Here is a 19,825-nt window from a genome sequence, read left to right as displayed (position 1 = left end):
ATCAAGGTCCTTAATGGTGCGGGAAGCTTAGGCCGCCGATAACAGATCGGCAAACGACCCGCCGCTGGGATTACCAGGTCCGTACTATCCCGCCCGCGCCGTTCAACTCCTCCTCTGAACCTTCCATTCCCCGCTCTTTGTGATGACTTGCGACTCGGCTCTCGCAGCAGCCCCAAAACCGGGAAGCTCCGGGTTCCACTCTGCGTTATGGTGGTGCTCTGCAAGGCGCCGAAGGAGCCCTGTGAGCCATCTCACAGGGGCATCGCTCCCGAGCCGCCGGAAGAACGGCCCACCGGCCCAGTAGAACCGGCAGCAGACAAACGAAGAGGGCTCCCGTCAGGGGGCCAAGAAGGGTGGTACCGCGGGGCTCCGGCCTCGTCCCTTCGGCTGTGTCCACACCGGCTGAAGGAGGCCCCGCCACAGATGTCCCACTATTTCCGCTCCCTTCCCGCGCAGGTCGACCTGCCCGCGCTCGAGCGTGAGGTCCTGGACCGCTGGCGGGACGGCAAGATCTTCGAACGCTCCATCGAGCAGAACGAAGGCGGCCCCACCTGGGTCTTCTACGACGGCCCTCCCACCGCCAACGGCATCCCCGGTGTCCACCACACCGAGGCCCGCGTCTTCAAGGACCTGTTCCCCCGCTACAAGACCATGCAGGGCTTCAACGTGCCCCGCAAGCCAGGCTGGGACTGCCACGGCCTGCCCGTCGAGGTCGCGGTCGAGAAGGAACTGGGCCTGTCGGGCAAGAAGGACATCGAGACGTACGGCATCGCCGCGTTCAACGAGCGCTGCCGCGAGTCCGTCCTGCGCCACGTCGACGAGTTCGAGACGCTCACCCACCGGCTCGGCCAGTGGATCGACCTGTCCCAGGCCTACAAGACCATGGACCCCTCCTACGTGGAGGCCGTCTGGTGGTCGCTGAAGGTCATCTGGGACAAGGGGCTGCTCTTCCGCGACTTCCGCATCACGCCCTACTGCCCCCGCTGCGGCACCGGCCTGTCCGACCACGAGCTGGGCCAGCCGGGCGGCTACGAAGACGTCACCAGCCCCTCGGTGTTCGTGCGCATGCCCGTCACCGCCGGGCCGCTCGAAGGCGCCTCGCTGCTCATCTGGACCACCACGCCGTGGACCCTCGTCTCCAACACTGCCGTGGCCGTACACCCCGACGTCACCTACGTGGCGGCCAGGGTCGGCGGCGAGGTCCTCGTCGTGGCCGAGCCGCTGCTGGCCAAGGTCCTGGGCGAGGAGGGCGTCGAGGTCGTCGGCCGCTACACCGGCCGCGACCTGGAGCGCACGCCGTACAAGCGCCCCTTCGACCTGGTCGACATCCCCGACGCCCACTACGTGGTGCTCGGCGACTACGTCACCGTCGAGGACGGCACCGGCCTGGTCCACCAGGCGCCGGCCTTCGGCGCCGACGACATGACCGTCTGCAAGGCGTACGGCATGCCGATCGTCAACCCGGTCGGGCCCGACGGCAAGTTCGTCGACGACGTCCCCATGGTGGGCGGCGTCTTCTTCAAGGACGCCGACGAGGCGCTCACCGCCGACCTGCGGGCACGCGGCCTGCTGTTCCGCGGCGGCCACTTCGAGCACGCCTACCCCCACTGCTGGCGCTGCCACACCCCGCTGCTCTACTACGCGCTCCCCTCCTGGTACATCCGCACCACCGCGGTCAAGGACCAGTTGCTCGCGCAGAACGAGAAGACGGCGTGGTACCCCGACAACGTCAAGTGGGGCCGCTTCGGCGAGTGGCTGCGCAACAACGTCGACTGGTCGCTGTCGCGCACCCGCTACTGGGGCACGCCGCTGCCGCTGTGGGTGTGCTCGGCCGACGACTCCCACGTCACGTGCGTCGGCTCCCTGGAGGAGCTCGGGCAATACGCGGGTCAAGATCTGTCCACCCTGGATCCACATCGTCCCTTTGTGGATGACGTGACCTTCCCTTGCCCGTCCTGCGAGGGTACGGCCGCGCGTGTGCCCGACGTCATCGACGCCTGGTACGACTCCGGATCCATGCCCTTCGCCCAGTGGGGATCGCGCGGCAAGCCGGAGGGCATGTACCCGGCGCAGTTCATCTGCGAGGGCATCGACCAGACCCGCGGCTGGTTCTACTCCCTCATGGCCGTCGGCACCCTGGTGTTCGGCGAGTCCTCCTACGAGAACGTGCTCTGCCAGGGCCTGCTCGTCGGCGAGGACGGCCGCAAGATGAGCAAGCACCTGGGCAACGTGCTCGCCCCCATCCCCGTGATGGAGCAGCACGGAGCCGACGCGCTGCGCTGGTTCATGGCGTGCTCCGGCTCGCCCTGGGCGCAGCGGCGCATCGGCCACTCGGTGCTGGAGGAGATCGTCCGCAAGGTCCTGCTGACCTACTGGAACACCGTCTCCTTCTTCACCCTCTACGCCAACGCCGAGTCGTGGTCGCCGTCCATGGCGGCCGAGGCGCCCGCGCCCGCGGACCGCCCGCTGCTCGACCGCTGGGCACTGGCCGAGCTGCACAAGACCGTGCGCGATGTGACCGAGGCGCTCGACGGCTTCGACACCACCCGCGCCGGACGGCTGCTCAGCGACTTCCTCGACGACCTGTCCAACTGGTACGTCCGGCGTTCGCGCCGCCGCTTCTGGTCGGGCGACGTGTCGGGCTTCGCGACGCTCTACGAGTGCCTGGAGACCGTCACGCGGCTCATGGCGCCGATCACGCCGTTCCTGACCGACTACGTGTGGGAGGTGCTGCGCGGCGTCGACGCGGCACCGTCGGTGCACCTGACCGGCTGGCCCGCGGTGGACGAGGCGCTGCTCGACCCCGCCCTGTCGGAGCAGATGGCGCTGGTGCGCCGCCTGGTGGAGCTCGGCCGCTCGGCCCGCGCCTCCTCCGGCGTCAAGACCCGTCAGCCGCTCGGCCGCGCCCTGGTGTCGGCTCCCGGCTGGTCGGCGATGCCGCAGTCGCTGCGCGAGCTGATCTCCGACGAGCTCAACGTCCAGGAGCTGCACGACCTGTCCGGCTACGACGCCGGCCTGGTGTCCTTCACCGTGAAGCCGAACTTCCGCGCTCTCGGCAAGCGGTTCGGCTCCCAGACCAAGCTCGTCGCCTCGGCCGTCACCGCGGCCGACCCGGCGACCCTCGCGGGCGCGCTGCGCTCGGGCTCGCCCGTCACCGTCGAGGTCGAGGAGCTCGGCACCGTCACCCTGGAGGCCGACGACGTCATCGTCACCGAGCAGCCGAAGGCGGGCTGGGCGGTCGAGACGGGCGCCATCGGCACGGGCACCGGCGAGACCGTCGCGCTCGACCTGGCCATCACCGACGCGCTGCGCCGCGCCGGCCTGCTGCGCGAGGTCATCCGGCTGGTGCAGGACGCCCGCAAGTCGACCGGGCTGTCCATCACCGACCGCATCGAGCTGTGGTGGAACTCCTCGTCCGAGGAACTGGCGGCCGCGCTGCGGTCGTCGGGCCAGACGGTGGCCGACGAGGTGCTGGCGTCGTCGCTGACGGAGGGGGCGGCTCCGGCCGAACTGCCGGTGCACGGCGAGCCCGACCTGGGGCTCACCTTCCAGCTGCGCCGCGCGTAGCCGTACGAAGAAAGGTGGCCGGTCCCGTGAAGGGACCGGCCACCTTTCGTGTTGTCGTACGGCGGGCCGCCGGAAGCGGGGTGCGTCAGCCGACGCTCTCGCGCTCGTGCTGGCACACGGAGCAGGCGGTCAGCCCGGCCGCCTCGGCGGCGGCGACGGTCATGCTCTCGACGCCGTTGTCACCGGCGCCCTTCACGAGCGGGCAGGTGGCGCTGTGGAAGCGACGCGTGCCGACGATGACCGTCACGGTGCCGGAACGGCCACCACCCTCGTCCTCCGCCCTCACGACCGGCACGGGCCCCGTGTCGTCATCCCCGCGAGGCGCCTCCGCCTCGGACACGGTCTCGGCGGTCTGGGCCTTGGGCGCCGAGCTCTCGGGCACGGATTCCCCGGGCGCGGAGACCTCGGGGACGGATTCCTCGGGCGCGGCGTCGCCACTCGTCGGGCCGCTACTCTCCGGCTGTGTCGCGGGGCGCTCGTCGGCTGTGGTCACCGGCTCGGAGGCGCTCGCCGCGGCGGGCGACGCGTCATCGGCGGGCAGCTCGTCCTCCGCGCGCCTTGTGCCCTCAGAAGCCCCCGTGACGGCCTTGCCGCTCGCGGGGGTCTCGCGCCCCGTGGCCTGACTCCCGGCGCCCTCAGAAGGCGCCTCAGCCCGCTCGGCGGCGTAAGGGTTGACGCGGGTGCCCGCGCTTTCGGGCTCCTCACGCGTGAACCATCCGCCTGTCGCCTCGGGCTTCGGTGAAGCGGGCGTCTGCGCGGGTGACGGTGTCGCCGCGGCCAGGTCACCGGGCCGCGGCACTCGCAGCTCGCGGGTAGGCCCGGCCATGCGCGGGTCGTCGCTCCCGGTGGTGGCCGCGGCGTCGTCGTCCGAAGACGCGGGCGACGCGGCACCGGGTGAAGGGGCGCCGGGCTGCGTGGCGCCGGACGAATGTGCACCGGACGCAGCAGAGCCGGGCGACGTGGCGCCCAAGGGCGAGGCGCCGGACGACGCCGGGCCAGCCGACGGGGGCCCGGACGGCGGGGCGCCAGCCGAGGTCGCACCGAACGAAACCGAGCCGGACGAAGCCGCACCCGTCGAACCTGCGCCCGTCGAAGCTGCCCCGGGCGAAGCCGCACCGGTCGAAGGCGCGCCAGACGACGGGGCGCCCGGGCGTGGGGTGCTGGGGTGAGCACCGGGTGGGGCGCCGCCGGAGGCGGGGAGCCCGATGCTCGGGGAGGCCGACGTCGTGCCGGACTCCGTGGGGTCGACGGGCGGCAGCTGCCGTCCGCCGAGAGCCGCGTCGGGAAGGCAGCTGGTGCAGGGCGAGAAGCCCTCCTCCCGTGCCTCCTCGTAGGTCAGCTCCTCGTGATCCCGTCCGATGAGCTGCCTGCAGCCGGCCACGTGGTAGCGCTTGCGTCCGGGGATGACCAGGACGAGCGCGTCGGGGGAGATCCCGCCGGCCGCGGGGCGGCTGTGCGGGCGTCCTGGGGGGACCGGGTGCGGGCGAGGCAGCGTGGGGGGCGCCCCCATCGGCTGGGCCTGGAGGACAGGCGTCCGAGGGGGGACGGCCTGCGGCTGTCCGACGTGAGCGTGGGGGGCGGTGACGGCGGAAGGCTGGGCCGCCTTCTGGCCGGGCTCCACGGGAGCTCCGGCCTTGCGTCCGCCCGGGAACAGCTCATGACGCCGCAGGTACGCTCCGATCACGAGGAAGAGCGCGGAAAGCACGCACACCACGATCGACCACATGATCAGGAACGGCTTGGTCAGGACGAAGCCCGCGATCAGCAAAACGATGGCCGCGAGCACCAGTCCAGCACTGATGAGGATCACAGGGGGGCCTGTCTGGAGCTGTTACCTGCGGTCGTTGTGCGGGCCGTCGGCGCCGGGGAAGCCGCCCTGGTGCTGCGGGGCCTCACCGCCGAACGGAGCCTGACCGCCGGGCAGGGGCTGGGCGCCACCCTGAGGGATGGCGTGGGCCATCGCGGGGGCACCACCGGACGGGCCGCCGGAGATCGCTCCGAAGCCGCCGCTGCCGCCGACCTCGCCGCCGGCGCTGAGCTCCTGCAGCTGGTTCTCGAGGTAGAGCTTGAGACGGCTGCGGTATTCGCGCTCGAAGCTGCGCAGCTCCTCGACCTTGCGCTCGAGCTCGTCGCGGGTCTGGACGAGGGAGCCCATGGCCTGGCGGTGACGTTCCTGGGCGTCGCGCTCGAGCGTCTCGGCACGGGCGCGGGCGTCGCCGATGACCTGCTCGGCCTGGCGGCGCGCCTTGGTCAGGATGTCGTCGGCCTCGCGGCGGGCGCGGGTGACGGTCTCGTCGGCCTCACGGCGGGCGTCGGCGATCGCCTGGTCGGCGGTCTGCTGAGCCAGCGCGAGAACGCGGGCCGCGGTGTCCATGTTGTCTTCGGCGGGCGGCATGCCCATGCCGACGGGGACGGGCTGCTGCTGCTGCTGCGGCTGCGGCGCATGCATCGGCTCCGGCTTCGGCGGCTCCGGCTGCTGCATCGGCATCGGCGGCGCCATCATCGGCTGCTGCTCAGGCGCGTGCTGCACCGGGGCGGAGGCCATGGGCATCTGCATGCCCCCTGGCACCTTCCCACGCAGGCACTCGGCCAGCTTGGCGCGAAGCTCCTCGTTCTCCTGGATCAGGCGGTCAAGCTCAGCCTCGACTTCGTCGAGAAAGGCATCCACCTCTTCCTCGTCGTAGCCCGGCCGCAGCCGGGTCGTACTGAACTGCTTGTTCCGCACATCAGCGGGCGTCAGCGGCATCTTTTTGGTCTCCTTGGCGCGCTTTGAAGGTCTGTCCCTTCCCAGCGGGACAGGCCGTGCGAATCACTTCAGCGCGGACACGAGTCGGATCTTGACCGGGACGTCACAGCCTGCCCAGTGACCCAACGAGTTGGATCAATATCAGGACCACGATGAACAGCACTGTGAAGCTTAGGTCAAAGGCCACCGTACCCAACCTGAGGGGAGGAATGAAACGGCGGAGGAACTTGAGAGGCGGGTCAGTCGCGGTGTATGTGGCTTCTGCGAGGACCAGAACGACCCCCGAAGGCCGCCACGAACGGGCGAACGCCTGCACGGTCTCGAAGATCATCCGTCCGATGAGCAGCACCAGATAGAGGGAAAGGACTACGACCAAGATCTGACTCACGATCGCCACGGGTCGGCCGCGCCTCCTCCATCGAACTGCCCTCGGGTCGAGGGTGATGACATACAGAGACTCTAACTCTGGTTGAAGAATCCGCGTTCCGCGATTCGGGCCTTGTCCTCGGCGGTCACCTCGACATTGGCAGGGGACAACAGGAACACCTTGTTGGTAACACGTTCAATCGTGCCATGTAGGCCAAAGACCAGACCTGCTGCGAAATCAACCAGCCGCTTTGCGTCGGAGTCGACCATTTCGGTCAGGTTCATGATGACCGGGGTGCCCTCGCGGAAGTGCTCACCGATGGTCCGTGCCTCGTTGTAGGTGCGCGGGTGGAGGGTCGTGATGCGCGCCAGATCGGTCGTACGACGCTCCAGGACGGTCGTGGCGGGCCTGGGAGCGGGGACCCCAGCCTGGGAGTCCTCCTCCGGCTCCTGCGTGACCACCGCCCGATCCTCGCCGGTTCGGGACGGCTCGTCCTCATAGCCGTATTCGTAGGTCTCGTACCTCTCGTAGCGGTCGTCTTCGACGAGACCGAGGTAGACCGCCATCTTGCGCATCGCGCCGGCCATCGTTCCGTCGTCCTCCTGCTGTCGGTCCAGAGGCGGTGTTAGGGGCCTGGTCCGCTCGGGACCACTCCCCAGCCTTACCCCCCTTGGAGCCCACCGCTTGTGCGGGCCACCCGGCCCGCGTGAAGGGACATTACCTGACGAAGGGCTTGCGACGGCCGAGCAACGCCGTACCAACCCGCACGTGTGTCGCACCATGTGCCACAGCCTGGGACAAATCCCCGCTCATTCCGGCCGAGACCGTGGTGGCCGAGGGATGTACCTTCCGGACGGCTTCCGCCACCTCGGCGAGCCGGGCGAAGGCCGGGCCGGGATCCGCCTCCAGCGGGGCCACGGCCATGATGCCGTCGAGCCTCAGCCCTTCGGCCTCCGCGACGAGCGCCGCCAGATCGAGCACGCCGTCCGGCCGTACGCCACCGCGCTCCCCCGGGCCGTCGGCCGGTCCCTCGGAGGGGTCGAGGTCCACCTGGATCAGGCAGCCGATCCGTCTGCCCGCCCGCACCGCTTCGCGGCCGAGCGCGGAGACCAGGCGCGGGCGGTCGACCGAGTGCACCACGTCGGCGTATCCGGCGACCGAGCGCACCTTGTTGGTCTGCAACTGACCGATGAAATGCCAGGTCAGCGGCAGCTCGGCGCATTCGCTCGCCTTGCCGGCCGCCTCCTGGTCGCGGTTCTCCCCCACGTCGCGCACCCCGAGCTCGGACAGGATCCGGACATCGGCGGCGGGACGGGTCTTCGTCACCGCGATCAGGGTGATCTCGGAACGGGCGCGGCCCGCCTCTCGGCAGGCCTGCTCGATCCGCTCCTCAACCGCCGCCAGGTTGGCGGCGATCTCGTCGCGGCGGCTCAGATCACTTGAGGAAGTCGGGGACGTCAAGCTCTTCTTCCTGCTCCTCGAACACCACCGGCCGCCGCTTGCCCGGCTCGTTCAGCCGCGAGGTGATGGGCGTGGGCGCGTTGGCGGGCTCGGGCGCCGGCTTCGGGATGGAGACCGGAGCGGCGGGCGTCTCGGCGGCGGGCTCGGCGGCCGGGGCGGACGCCTGGGGAGCCGACTGCGGAGCGGGCTGGGGCGCGGGAGCCGGGGTCACGCTCTCGACCGGGCGCACCGGCTCGGGGCGAACCGGCTCGGGACGCGGCGCCTGGTACTCCTGGCGAGCGGGAGCGGGCTCGGGACGCGAAGCCTGGTAGTCGGCACGCGACTCGGGCCGCTGCGTCGGGTAGTCGGCGCGCGGCTGGTACTCGGTGCGGGCCGGCTCGCTGCGGTAGTCGGGACGCTCCGAGCGCACCGGCTCGGGGCGCGTCGGCTCCGGTCGCGGCGGCTCGGCCTTCACGGTCGGGCGCACCGGCGCGGCGGCGGCAGGACGGGCCTGCGGCTTGGGCGCCTCCTTCGGCAGCGGCTTGACCTCGTCGAAGCCGGCGGCGATGACGGTGACGCGCACCTCGTCGCCCAGGGCGTCGTCGATGACCGTGCCGAAGATGATGTTGGCGTCGGGCGCGGCCGCGTTGGAGACCAGCTGCGCCGCCTCGTTGATCTCGAACAGGCCCAGGTCGGAGCCGCCCGCGATCGACAGCAGGACGCCGTGGGCACCGTCGATGGAGGCTTCCAGCAGCGGGCTGGAGACGGCCATCTCGGCGGCTGCCACGGAACGGTCGTCACCGCGCGCATGCCCTATTCCCATCAGCGCCGACCCCGCGCCCGACATGACCGACTTGACGTCGGCGAAGTCGAGGTTGATCAGGCCGGGCGTGGTGATCAGGTCGGTGATGCCCTGGACACCGGAGAGCAGCACCTGGTCGGCGGCCTTGAAGGCGTCGAGGACGCTGACCTGCCGGTCGGAGATCGACAGCAACCGGTCGTTCGGGATCACGATCAAGGTGTCGACTTCGTCGCGCAGCGTCTCTATGCCGGCCTCGGCCTGCATGGCCCTGCGACGGCCCTCGAAGCTGAAGGGCCTGGTGACCACACCGATCGTCAGCGCGCCCAGCGAGCGCGCGATGTTGGCCACGACGGGCGCGCCGCCCGTGCCGGTGCCGCCACCCTCGCCCGCCGTGACGAAGACCATGTCGGCCCCCTTGAGGACCTCCTCGATCTCCTCACGATGGTCTTCGGCCGCCTTGCGGCCCACTTCCGGGTTGGCCCCGGCGCCCAGGCCGCGGGTCAGTTCGCGACCCACGTCCAGCTTGACATCGGCGTCACTCATCAGCAGCGCCTGGGCGTCGGTATTGATGGCGATGAACTCGACGCCCTTGAGTCCCTCCTCGATCATCCGGTTAACGGCGTTCACTCCGCCGCCGCCAATGCCGACGACCTTGATGACCGCGAGGTAGTTCTGCGGTGCTGCCACGACGAGGGGCCTTTCCGCTCGTTGACTTGCCATTTCGGGTGCGGAATGATTTCCGCGGGTCAAACTCTCAACCTCAAGTTGAGATTCAGATTTATGTCAACCTGAGGGTCGATACGGACAGTAGGGGCCCCCTCCGGGCGGGTCAACTAACCCCGCCGCAAGCGCCTCGGCGTGTCGCGCACGGTCCGCCTGTCCTATTTCACGGTGACGACGTCCGGCGAGCTCACGTCGTAGATCCTGGCCTTCTTGGCCAGGAGCGTGCCGAGCACCCGGATCTTGGCCTCTGCCTGGTCGGGGGCGCCCCAGACCACCTGACGCCCGTCGGCGAGCAGGAGCGAGACGCCGTCGGCGGAGGTCGCCCTGATCTGGTCGACCTGCCGCGCCAGATCCGGCGGAAGCGAGTTGACCACCAGCAGCGCGGCGCGTGTCGCCGGGTCCGCCGGGCCCGGCCGGTCGAGCTTGAGCACCGGCAGCCGCGGCGGGGCGACGTCTCTGATCTCCGTCACCACGCCCTCGCGGTCGATCAGCGCGGCCTTGCCGTTGACCGGCACGACCGCGACCGGCTCCCGCTCGACCACCTCGATCGTCAGCGTGCTGGGCCAGGACCGGCTCACCTCGACGGCGGCGAGCTTGCGGATCTCCATGACCCTGCCCTCCACCCCCGCCAGGTCGACCGTGGCCAGCGGCTGCAGCTCGGGCACGGCGGCGCGGCGCCTGATCTCGTCGGTGGCGACTGTGAGATTTCCCACGATCGCCACCGAACGCACGCCGAGCACCGGCGAGCCGAAGACCAGCCATGCCGCGCTGCCCACCACGCAGGCGGTCAGCAACACGATCAACAGCGTGCGCGCTCTCACCCGGCGACCCCCTCCCCGCGGCGGGCCACCCGGTCAGGCGCCCAGTTCCCGCACGATCAGCGGGCCCAGCTCCGTGACGTCGCCCGCGCCCATGGTCAGCACGATGTCACCCGGCCGGGCCAGATCGGCCACGACACGCGGCACCGCCGTCTTGTCGGGCACGTAGGTGACGCGCTCGTGCGGGATGCGCGAGGCGACCATGGCGCCGGACACGCCGGGCTCGGGATCTTCGCGCGCGCCGTACACGTCGAGCACGACCGCCTCGTCGGCCAGGCCGAGCGCGGTGCCGAACTCGTCGGCGAAGAAGCGGGTACGGGAGTACAGGTGCGGCTGGAAGATCGCGATGACGCGCCCGTCGCCGGAGTAGGAGGCGACCACGTCGCGCGCGGCCCGCAGGTCGGTGGCGAGCTCGGTCGGGTGGTGGGCATAGCTGTCGAAGACGGCCACGCCGCCCGCCTCGCCCTTGGCCTCCATGCGGCGCTTGGCGCCGGTGAAGGCCGCCAGACCCGCCTTGACGTCGTCGAAGGGCCGGCCCAGGGCCTCGGCCACGGCGATGACCGCGGTGGCGTTGAGCGCGTTGTGGGCGCCGGGTACGGCCAGGCGGACCTCGCCCCGGCCCGTGACCGTGAAGACCACGCCGAAGCCGTCGGGGCGCACGTCGGCCACCTGGTAGTCGGCGCCCTGCGCGACGCCGTACGTCACCACGCGCGCGGAGGTGCGCGAGGCCAGCGCCATCGCGCCGGGGTCGTCGGCGCACAGCACCAGGACGCCGCCGACCCGCTGGGCGAAGCGGTCGAAGCTCGCGCGGTAGGCGCGCTCGTCGCCGTAGTTGTCGAGGTGGTCGGGCTCCACGTTGGTCACCACGGCGATCTCCGGGGCGAGCATGAGGAAGGAGCCGTCGCTCTCGTCGGCCTCGGCCACGAAGACCCCGCCGCTGCCCTCGTCGGCGCCCAGGCCGGTGGTGACCAGCTGGCCGCCCACGCAGTAGGACGGGTCGGCGCCGCACTTCTGCAGCGCCACGGTGAGCATCGAGGTCGTGGTGGTCTTGCCGTGCGTGCCCGCGACCGCCACGCCGGTGCGCCCGGCCATCACCGAGGCGAGCGCGGCGGCGCGCGGGATGACCCGCAGCCCCTGCTTGAGCGCCTCGCCCAGCTCGGGGTTGGAGTCGCGGATGGCGGTGGAGACCACGACGGTGTCGATGTCCCTGATGTGGGAGGCGGCGTGGCCGATGTGCACGACCGCGCCGAGCTCACGCAGCTCGGCGACCATGTCGGAGCCGCGCGCGTCGCTGCCGGAGACCTTCACGCCCCGCTTGAGCAGGATGCGGGCGATGCCGGACATGCCGGCGCCGCCGATGCCGATGAAGTGCACCCGCCCGAGCTCCTCGGCCGCGACGGGGTCGACCAGTTTCACCAGACTCATAGAGAGAGCACCTTCCTGGCCAGGACGACGTCGGCGTCCTTGCGTCCCAGGGCCGAGGCGGCCTCCGACATGGCGGCGACCCTGTTGGGGTCACGAAGGATGGGCAGCACGTTCTGGATGATCCAATCAGGTGTCAGGTCGGAATCGTCGATCATGAGGCCCCCGCCGCCCCGCTCGATCGTCGCCGCGTTGATGCGCTGCTCGCCGTTGCCGATCGGCAGCGGCACGTAGGCGGCGGGCAGGCCCACCGCGGTCAGCTCGGCGCAGGTCAGCGCCCCGGCGCGGCACAGGGCCAGGTCGGCGGCGGCGTAGGCCAGCTCCATGCGGTCGACGTAGGGCAGCACGACGTACTGCGGATCGCCGGGCGGCGGCTCCTCGTCGAGGGTGTTCTTGGGGCCGAGCATGTGGAGCACCTGCACGCCCGCCCTGCGCAGCGTGGGCGCGGCGGCCAGCGCGGCGTGGTTGAGCGAGCGGGCGCCCTGGGAGCCGCCGAAGACCAGCAGAGTCGGCCGGTCGGTCTGCAGGCCGAACCAGGAGCGGGCTTTGTCGCCCATGGAGAAACGCTCCAAAGAGGCGATCTGGCCGCGCAGCGGAGTGCCGATGTAGTCGGCCTTGGGCAGGGAGCACTCGGGGTGGCCGCTGAAGATGTGTGCGGCGTAGCGTGCTCCCAGCCGGTTGGCCAGCCCCGGCCGGGGGTTGGCCTCGTGCACGATGATCGGGATGCCGCGCCGCTTGGCGGCGAGGTAGGCGGGGGCGGCCACGTAGCCGCCGAACCCGACCAGGGCGTCGGCCCGCACCTTGTCGAGCACCGCGGCGGCGGCGTTGATCGCGCCCGACAGGCGGCCCGGCATGCTGAGCAACGCCGGGGTCAGCGTGCGCGGCAGCGGCACCGCGGGGATGAGCTGCAGGTCGTAGCCGCGTGCGGGAACCAGCCTGGTCTCCAGGCCTCGCTCGGTGCCCAGGCATGTGATCGAGGTCGACGGGTCGAGCCTGCGCATGGCCTCGGCGAGGGCGAGCGCGGGCTCGATATGGCCGGCCGTACCGCCGCCCGCGAGCACCACCCTCATGTGGTCAGCCCCTTCGTTGAAGTCCCAGCCAGCTTAGAGCCCGGACCAGCGGCCCAGGGCCACGAGCGGCCAGCGCCTCGCGCGCCCCCGGCTCGCGTTTGGCGAACGACAACAACATGCCAAGCGCGGCGAGGGTGGGCAACAGGGCGGAACCACCATAGGACACCAAAGGCAACGGGATGCCGGTGATGGGCAGGATACCGATGACGGCGCCCATGTTCACGATGGCTTGTCCCGCTATCCACGCCACCACCGCGGCGGACGACAGCCGGATGAACGGATCGGTGGTGCGCGAGGCCACGCGAAGGCCCGCGTAGCCCAGCAGGCCGAAGAGCGCGACCACGGCCAGGGTGCCCATGAGGCCGAGCTCCTCGCCCAGGATCGAGAAGATGAAGTCGCTCTCGCCGTGGGGCAGCCAGTTCCACTTCTGGCGGCTGGCGCCCAGGCCCAGGCCGAACCAGCCGCCGGAGCCCATCGCGATCTGGCCCTGGACGGCCTGGTAGCCGTCGCCCTGCGGGTCGTCCCACGGCGCCAGGAACGAGGTGATGCGGTCGAGGCGGTACGGCTCCACCCAGATCATGACCAGCGCGGCGAAGACCACCACCGACAGGATGCCGCCGAAGAGCTTGATCGGGGCGCCCACCACCCACAGCAGCGCCAGGAAGATCATCATCAGCACCAGGGTGGTGCCCAGGTCGCGCCCGAGCATGACCAGCACGGCCAGCAGCGCCACGCCGGGCAGGAGCGGCAGCAGCAGCTGGCGCCATTCGATGCGCCCCATCCTGGCCCGCCGCGCGAGGATGTCGGCGCCCCAGAGCGCCAGGCCCAGCTTGGCCGGCTCCGACGGCTGGATGGTCAGCGAGCCGATGTAGATCCAGCGCTGCGCGCCCAACTCGGACGAGCCGATGAACAGCACCATGACCAGGGCCAGGATCGACAGCGCCATGAGCGGGTAGCCCGCCCACTTGAAGAACTTGTGCGGCAGCCGCGAGCACAGCCACATCAGCAGCAGGCCGAGCGCGGCCGAGAACGACTGCTTGATGAACCACGAGAACGGGCTGCCGGTCAGCTGCAGCGCCTCGATGCTGGAGGCCGACAGGACCATCATCAGGCCCAGCGCCAGCAGCAGCGAGCTGCAGCCGATGATCAGGTAGTAGCTGGTCAGCGGCCGGTCGAGCAGGTCGCGCAGCACGCCGAACTGCTCGCGGCCCCAGCTGACCGGGCCCTCCTCCTGCGCGCGCCGCGCGCGCTCGCCGGCGCCGCTGGTGGTGGTCACGCGCCGGCCTTCAGCGCCCGTACGGCACGCGCGAAGGCCTCCCCCCGCGCGGGGTAGTTGGCGAACATGTCAAGGGAGGCTCCCGCGGGAGCCAGCAGCACGGTGTCCCCAGGGGAGGCGAGCCGGGCGGCTTCGGCGACGACACGGTCCATCACCCCAGTGTCGCGCTCGGCGATGTCGACCACAGGGACATTCGGCGCGTGTCGCGCCAGCGCCTCGGCGATCCTGGCCCGGTCGACCCCGATCAGCACGGCGCCGCGCAGCCGCGGGGCCGCCTGCCGTACGAGCTCGTCGACGTCGGCTCCCTTGAGCTGGCCGCCCGCCACCCACACGATCGTGCGGTAGGAGCTCAGGGCCGCCGCCGCGGCGTGCGGGTTGGTGGCCTTGGAGTCGTCGACGTAGTCGACCTCGCCCACACGTTCCACGTGGGCCAGGCGGTGCGGGTCGGGGCGGAAGTCGAGCAGCCCCTGGCGTACGGCCTCGGCGGGCACGCCGAGCGAGCGGGCCAGGGCCGCGGCGGCCAGGGCGTTGGCCACGTTGTGCGGTGCGAACGGCCTGACGTCGGCCAGCGTGGCCAGCTCCACCGCCTCGCGCGGGTCGTCGACGAACGCCCGGTCGACCAGCAGCTCCTCCACCAGGCCGACCTCGCCGGGCCGCGGCACCTGCAGGGTGAAGCCCACCTTGGAGGGGTACGGCTCGGCCAGCGCCGCGACCCGCGGGTCGTCGGCGTTGTAGATCACGACTCCGGCGCGGTCGAAGATGCGCTGCTTGGCCCTGGCGTACTCCTCCATCGACCCGTGCCAGTCGAGGTGGTCGGGCGCGAGGTTGAGTATCGCCGCGGCGTGCGGGGCCAGGCTGTCGCTGTAGTGGAGCTGGAAGCTCGACAGCTCCACGGCCAGCACGTCGTACGGCTCGCCGACGGCCTCCACCACGGGCACGCCGACGTTGCCCACCGCGGCCGCCTTGCGGCCGGCCGCCAGCAGCATCGAGGTGAGCATGCGCACGGCGGTCGTCTTGCCGTTGGTGCCGGTCAGCGCCAGCCACGGCGCGGCCTGGCCCTCACGCAGCCGCCAGGCCAGCTCGACCTCGCCCACGACCTCGACCCCGCGCTCCAGGGCGGCGGCGATCAGCGGGTGGTGGGGCGCCCAGCCGGTGGTGACCAGCCTGGAGGCCTCGACGGGAAGCTCCTGGCTGCCCAGGCGCACCTGGACGCCGAGCCGTTCGAGCGCCTCGGCGGCCAGTCGCTGCGCGTCGGTGTCGAGTGCCTCCACCACCACGACGCGCTCGCCGCGCTCGGCCAGCGCGCGGGCGGCGGCCGTGCCTGAGACTCCGAGCCCGGCCACGCACGTCACGGTCATTTGGGCATCCACTCCACGTAGAACAGGCCCATGCCGACGGCGGCCCACAGGGCGGCGATGAGCCAGAACCGGACCACGATGGTGGTCTCGGCCCAGCCCTTGAGCTCGAAGTGGTGCTGGAGCGGCGCCATGCGGAAGACCCGTTTGCCCGTCATCTTGAAGAAGCCCACCTGGATGATCACCGACATCGTGATCATGACGCAGAGGCCGGCGAGGATGATGAGCAGCAGCTGGGTGCGGGTGCAGATGGCCAGACCGGCCACCACGCCGCCCAGGGCCAGCGAGCCGGTGTCGCCCATGAAGATCTTGGCGGGCGGGGCGTTCCACCACAGGAAGCCGATGAGCGCGCCCAGCACCGAGGCGGCCACCACCGCCAGGTCGAGCGGGTCGCGCACCATGTAGCAGTTGGGGCCGAGCTGGTCGATGCAGTTGTTGCGCAGCTGCCAGTTGCCGATCAGCACGTAGGCGGCCAGCACGGTGGCGGTCGCGCCGGAGGCCAGGCCGTCGAGGCCGTCGGTCAGGTTCACCGCGTTGGAGAAGCCGACGATCATGATCAGGACCCAGATGGTGAAACCGATGAGGCCGATCGAGGGGCCGAAGTCGCGCAGGAACGACAGGCGGGTCTCGGCGGGGGTGATGCCGTAGGGGTCGGGGAAGTTGGTCACCAGGACGGCGAAGACCGCGCCCACGATCAGCTGACCCAGGGCCTTGGCGCCGCTGCGCAGGCCCAGGCTGCGCTGCTTGTAGATCTTGATGAAGTCGTCGAGGAAGCCGACCAGGCCCAGGCCGGTCATCAGGAAGAGCACCAGGCCGCCGCTGACGGTCGGCGGGTCCCACATCGCCAGGTGGGAGGCGCCGTAGGCCAGCAGCGCCGCCAGCACGAAGACGATGCCGCCCATGGTGGGCGTGCCCTTCTTGCCCAGGTGGGCCTGGACGCCGTCTTCACGGACCTGCTGGCCGTAGTTCTTCCGGCTCAGCAGCCGGATCGCCAGGGGGGTGCCGAGCATCGACAGGATGAGGCCGACGGCTCCGGCGATGATGATGTTGGTCACTGGCCGGCACCCCCGAGCAGGAGCGCGGCCGTGCGTTCGAGTCCCATCGCCCTGGGGCCCTTCACCAGGACCACGTCGCCGGGCTTGAGCCAGGCGGTCAGCTGGGTGGCGGCGGCCTGGGCGTCGGGGACGTGGACGACCTCGACCCTGGGGGCGTAGTCGGGGAGCGCGGCGGGCGCGAGAGTGGGAGCCTGCGCCGTCGTCGACGCGGCCGCCGACAGGGCGCCCTGGAGGACCGGCTCGGCGTCGGGCCCGGCCACCACCAGGCCGGTCAGGCCGCTGCCCCCGGCCAGGCGGCCGAGCTCCTCGTTCAGCGCGGGGCTGTCGTCGCCCAGCTCGCGCAGCGCGGCGATGACCGCGAAGCGGCGCCGTCCGCGCCCGAGCGACTCCAGGGCGGAGAAGGCCGCGCGCATCGAGTCGGGGTTGGCGTTGTAGGCGTCGTTGACGACCGTGACACCGTCGGGCCGCTCGGTGACCTCCATGCGCCACCTGCTGCGCGGCTCGGCGGCCGACAGCTCGCGGGCGATGGTCGCCACGGGCAGCCCGAGCTCCCATCCGACCGCGGCGGCGGCGAGCACGTTGGAGACCGAGTGCCTGCCGTACAGGCTCAGCGAGACGGGCGCCGAGCCGGAGGGCGTCACCAGGGTGAAGGCGGCGCGGCCCGAGGGGTCGAGCACGATGTCGACGGCGCGCACGTGGGCGTCGGGCGACTCGCCGAACCAGGTGACCCGGGCGGAGGTGCGCGAGGCCATCTCGCGCACGAGCGGGTCGTCGTGGTTCAGCACCGCTACGCCGCCCGACGGCAGTGCCTCGACGAGCTCGCCCTTGGCCTTGGCGATGGCCTCCTTGCCGCCGAAGACGCCCAGGTGGGCGGTGCCGACGTTGAGCACCACGCCGATGGACGGCGGGGCGATGCGGGCCAGGAAGGCGATGTGCCCGGTGTTGCGGGCGCTCAGCTCCAGCACCAGGTAGCGGGTGTCGGCGTCGGCGCGCAGCACCGTGAGCGGGTGGCCGATCTCGTTGTTGTAGCTGCCGACCGGCGCGATGGTCGGGCCCGCGAGCTCGGTCAGCCGGCCGATGAGGTCCTTGGTGGTGGTCTTGCCCGCCGACCCGGTCACCCCGACGACGGTGGCGGCGGGCAGCGAGGAGGCGACCACCGAGGCCAGGTCGGCCAGCGCGGTCACGGGATCGGGCACGATGATCGAGGGAGCCTCGACGGGCCGGGCGGCCAGGACGGCCACCGCGCCGGAGCGCACGGCCTCGGCCGCGAAGTCGTGGCCGTCGACCCGCTCGCCGCGGATGGCCACGAACAACGATCCCGGCTCGACGGCACGGGAGTCGGTGACGACCGGGCCGCGCACGACGGCCCGGGGGTCCGCTGTCCCCGACAGAGCGCCGGAGGTGATCTCGGCGATCCGCGCCAGCGGCATCGGGATCATGGAACTACCTTCCTGAGTGCTTCGGCGACGACCTCGCGGTCGTCGAACGGGATCACCTCGCCGGCGATGTACTGGCCCTGTTCGTGCCCCTTGCCCGCCACGACGACGACGTCGCCCTGCCGGGCTCCGGCGATCGCCAGGCCGATGGCCGCGCGCCGGTCCGGCTCCACGATCACGTGGGCTCGCTCGGCGCTCGGCACGCGCAGTGCTCCGTCCATCATGGCAACAAGGATGGCCAGCGGGTCCTCCGAGCGGGGGTTGTCGCTGGTGAAAATCGCCACATCGGCCAGGCGGGCGGCGGCCTCGCCCATCAGCGGGCGCTTGCCGCTGTCGCGGTCTCCCCCGCAGCCGAGCACCACGGTCAGGCGGGCGGTGGTGACCTCGCGCAGCGCGCCCAGCACCGACTCGACCGCGCCCGGCTTGTGGGAGTAGTCGACGATCGCCTGGAACGGGTGGCCGGGCTCGGTGACGCGCTCCATGCGGCCGGGCACCCCCCGCATGCCGCCGACGCCGGTGACAGCCGCCTGCAGCGACACCCCGGCCTCGACCAGGGCCACGATCGCGCCCAGCGCGTTGGCGACGTTGAACGGGCCGGGCAGTGCCACCTCGACGTCGGCCTCGATGCCGCCGGGGCCGAGCACGCGGAAGGTGCTGCCGTCGGCGCCGAGCCGGACGTCGACGGCCCGCCAGTCGGCCTCGTCCGAGCCCGACGGCGAGAACGTGGTCATCGGCACCTTGGCGACCCGCAGCAGCTCGCGGCCGTGGGCGTCGTCGAGGTTGGTCACCCCGACGCGGCTGAACTCCGGCTGGAAGAGCCTGGCCTTGGTCAGGAAGTAGTCGTCGAGGTCCTTGTGGAAGTCGAGGTGGTCCTGCGACAGGTTGGTGAACAGGGCCACGTCGTAGAACAGGCCGTCGACCCTGCCGAGCGCGAGCGCGTGGCTGGAGACCTCCATCGTGGCCGCGCTGACCCCGCGCTCGCGCATGAGGGCGAACAGGCCGTGCAGCTCGGAGGCCTCGGGCGTGGTCAGGCGGGGCGCGAACTCCAGGTCGCCCGCGTGGATCTCGACCCCGCCGATCAGGCCCGTGGTGTGACCGGCCGCGCGCAGTCCCGCCTCCAGCATGAAGGTGGAGGTGCTCTTGCCGCTGGTGCCGGTGACGCCGATGACGGCGATCTCGTGGGCCGGCTGGCCGTACACCCACGAGGCGATCTGGCCGAGCACGCCGCGCGGGTCGGGCACGATCAGGACGGGCAGGCCGGTGCGGGCGGCGTCGTCGTGGCCGGCCGGGTCGGTCAGGATGGCGGCGGCGCCGTGGGACATCGCCTCGGCGGAGAAGGCGGCGCCGTGCGCCACGTTGCCGGGCAGCGCCACGTAGAGGTCGCCGCGCCGTACCTTGCGCGAGTCGATGGAGACCCCGGTGATGGCGGCGTGCGGCGAGCGGGAGGTGTCGGCGTCGAGCATGGTCGCCAGCCCGCTCAGCGGGCGCGGCGGGCTGTCGGCGGGGCGCATGGGCCGGTCGGCGACGGACGCGGAGGCAGGGCCCATGGGCCGGTCGCCGACGGACGCGGAGGCGGGGCCCATGGGCCGGTCGCCGGCGGGCGCGGAGGTGGGACCGGACACGACGTCGTCGGCGTGGTGAGCGGGCACGCCCGAGCCCGCCTCGGCCGCCGCTCTGGCGGCCTTGGCGTCTCTGGCGGACCCGGCGCGGTCGGTGTTGGACGGGGAGAGCACGGCGAGAGCGTACCT

15 protein-coding genes are annotated in these 19,825 nt (G+C 71.6%); 1 reads left to right on the top strand and 14 read right to left on the bottom strand.

Annotated elements, in window-relative coordinates:
* Positions 1-423: 423 nt before the first annotated feature.
* Positions 424-3,567, top strand: a complete 3,144-nt coding sequence (gene ileS / locus HNR30_RS05160) for an isoleucine--tRNA ligase (protein WP_181608463.1) — start codon at positions 424-426, stop codon at positions 3,565-3,567.
* 85 nt (positions 3,568-3,652) lie between these two features.
* Here the strand turns inward: ileS and HNR30_RS49045 are convergent, their stop codons facing one another.
* The 14 genes from HNR30_RS49045 to HNR30_RS05090 form a co-directional block, all read right to left on the bottom strand.
* Complete coding sequence (locus tag HNR30_RS49045; RefSeq protein WP_181608462.1) at positions 3,653-5,377, bottom strand: hypothetical protein; 1,725 nt, start codon at positions 5,375-5,377, stop codon at positions 3,653-3,655.
* Positions 5,378-5,398: 21 nt separating this feature from the next.
* Positions 5,399-6,313: a DivIVA domain-containing protein gene (locus HNR30_RS05150; protein WP_181608461.1), complete on the bottom strand. Its 915-nt coding sequence runs from the start codon at positions 6,311-6,313 to the stop codon at positions 5,399-5,401.
* Between the two features lie 103 nt (positions 6,314-6,416).
* Positions 6,417-6,710: a YggT family protein gene (locus HNR30_RS05145; protein ID WP_181608460.1), complete on the bottom strand. Its 294-nt coding sequence runs from the start codon at positions 6,708-6,710 to the stop codon at positions 6,417-6,419.
* A 62-nt stretch (positions 6,711-6,772) separates the two neighbouring features.
* Positions 6,773-7,267, bottom strand: coding sequence for a cell division protein SepF (locus HNR30_RS05140; RefSeq protein WP_181608459.1), 495 nt, complete (start codon positions 7,265-7,267; stop codon positions 6,773-6,775).
* Between the two features lie 130 nt (positions 7,268-7,397).
* Positions 7,398-8,141, bottom strand: a complete 744-nt coding sequence (locus tag HNR30_RS05135) for a YggS family pyridoxal phosphate-dependent enzyme (RefSeq protein WP_220133173.1) — start codon at positions 8,139-8,141, stop codon at positions 7,398-7,400.
* Complete coding sequence (gene ftsZ, locus HNR30_RS05130; RefSeq protein ID WP_181608458.1) at positions 8,116-9,609, bottom strand: cell division protein FtsZ; 1,494 nt, start codon at positions 9,607-9,609, stop codon at positions 8,116-8,118. The genes HNR30_RS05135 and ftsZ overlap by 26 nt, the downstream gene beginning before the upstream one ends.
* Before the next feature lie 194 nt (positions 9,610-9,803).
* The gene (locus tag HNR30_RS05125; RefSeq protein WP_181608457.1) at positions 9,804-10,466 is read right to left on the bottom strand and encodes a cell division protein FtsQ/DivIB; all 663 of its coding nucleotides are present in this window, start codon (positions 10,464-10,466) and stop codon (positions 9,804-9,806) included.
* 33 nt (positions 10,467-10,499) lie between these two features.
* A complete protein-coding gene (gene murC / locus HNR30_RS05120) occupies positions 10,500-11,888 on the bottom strand; it encodes a UDP-N-acetylmuramate--L-alanine ligase (RefSeq protein ID WP_181608456.1) in 1,389 nt (462 codons plus the stop codon).
* Entirely contained in the window at positions 11,885-12,955 is a 1,071-nt protein-coding gene (murG, locus tag HNR30_RS05115) for an undecaprenyldiphospho-muramoylpentapeptide beta-N-acetylglucosaminyltransferase (RefSeq protein ID WP_181608455.1), read from the bottom strand. Before murG ends, murC begins: the two co-directional genes overlap by 4 nt.
* Positions 12,956-12,959: 4 nt before the next feature.
* Complete coding sequence (gene ftsW, locus HNR30_RS05110) at positions 12,960-14,231, bottom strand: putative lipid II flippase FtsW (protein WP_181608454.1); 1,272 nt, start codon at positions 14,229-14,231, stop codon at positions 12,960-12,962.
* Positions 14,228-15,589: a UDP-N-acetylmuramoyl-L-alanine--D-glutamate ligase gene (murD, locus tag HNR30_RS05105; RefSeq protein ID WP_181608453.1), complete on the bottom strand. Its 1,362-nt coding sequence runs from the start codon at positions 15,587-15,589 to the stop codon at positions 14,228-14,230. Before murD ends, ftsW begins: the two co-directional genes overlap by 4 nt.
* Positions 15,586-16,641, bottom strand: coding sequence for a phospho-N-acetylmuramoyl-pentapeptide-transferase (mraY, locus tag HNR30_RS05100; protein WP_181608452.1), 1,056 nt, complete (start codon positions 16,639-16,641; stop codon positions 15,586-15,588). Before mraY ends, murD begins: the two co-directional genes overlap by 4 nt.
* On the bottom strand, positions 16,638-18,080 hold the full coding sequence (locus HNR30_RS05095; RefSeq protein WP_181608451.1) for a UDP-N-acetylmuramoyl-tripeptide--D-alanyl-D-alanine ligase: 1,443 nt from the start codon (positions 18,078-18,080) through the stop codon (positions 16,638-16,640). Before HNR30_RS05095 ends, mraY begins: the two co-directional genes overlap by 4 nt.
* On the bottom strand, positions 18,077-19,588 hold the full coding sequence (locus HNR30_RS05090; RefSeq protein ID WP_181608959.1) for a UDP-N-acetylmuramoyl-L-alanyl-D-glutamate--2,6-diaminopimelate ligase: 1,512 nt from the start codon (positions 19,586-19,588) through the stop codon (positions 18,077-18,079). The genes HNR30_RS05095 and HNR30_RS05090 overlap by 4 nt, the downstream gene beginning before the upstream one ends.
* Between the last annotated feature and the right edge of the window lie 237 nt (positions 19,589-19,825).

Origin of the sequence: Nonomuraea soli (assembly GCF_013761175.1) — a bacterium.
GTDB lineage: Bacteria > Actinomycetota > Actinomycetes > Streptosporangiales > Streptosporangiaceae > Nonomuraea > Nonomuraea soli.
Note: the sequence above shows the minus strand (reverse complement) of the source record. Positions and strands in the feature narration are given on the sequence as shown.